Origin of the sequence: Pseudomonas sp. TWI929 (assembly GCF_039673335.1) — a bacterium.
In the GTDB taxonomy this organism is placed as follows: domain Bacteria; phylum Pseudomonadota; class Gammaproteobacteria; order Pseudomonadales; family Pseudomonadaceae; genus Aquipseudomonas.
In genome coordinates, this window is record NZ_JBDJLK010000184.1 from 1 (window position 1) to 617 (window position 617).

Annotated in this window: 1 protein-coding gene; it reads left to right on the forward strand. The window is 63.0% G+C overall.

Annotation, left to right across the window (positions count from 1 at the left end; genetic code table 11):
• Positions 1–617, forward strand: a 617-nt coding sequence (locus tag ABE456_RS28465) for a contractile injection system protein, VgrG/Pvc8 family (protein WP_346646905.1), incomplete at both ends; no start/stop codon positions are given.

The following is a 617-nucleotide window of genomic DNA, read 5'->3' on the forward strand; positions in this document are numbered from 1 at the left end:
AGCCAGGGCGAGACCGGCCCTTACCGCACCCGTTACCATGCCCTGGTCGAGCCGCTGCTGGCACGTGCCAGGCTGCGTTCGAACTGGCGCATCTTCCAGCACAAGACCGTGCCGCAGATTCTTGAGCTGATGCTCCAGCGCCAGGGCATCCACCGTTTCGAAATCAAGAGCATCGGTGAGCACCAGGTGCGCGAGTTCTGCGTGCAGGCTGGTGAAACCGACCTCGACTTCATCGCCCGCCTGGCTGGCGAGGAGGGTTTCGTCTACCGCTTTGAACACACGCCGAAACACCACCAGTTGATCATTACCGACCGGCTGCTGGCGTTGGGACCGATCAGCCGCGGCGCAATCAAGGCCGATGACGAACATGAACGGTTTTACGATGACGACGACATCGGCCCCGACCAGGTGCTGTACCGTGCCAACAGCGGTGGCGACCAGGCCAGGCCGTGCCTGCGCCGCCTGCGTTACAGCGAACAGGTGCGCACCGCCAGGCAGGTGCAGCGGGACTACACCTTCACCAACCCGCAATACCGCCAGGAACACCGCGCGACTGACGGCAACATCACCCACCAGTCGCAGAACTATGAGCGCTTCGACTACCCCGGGCGCTACAA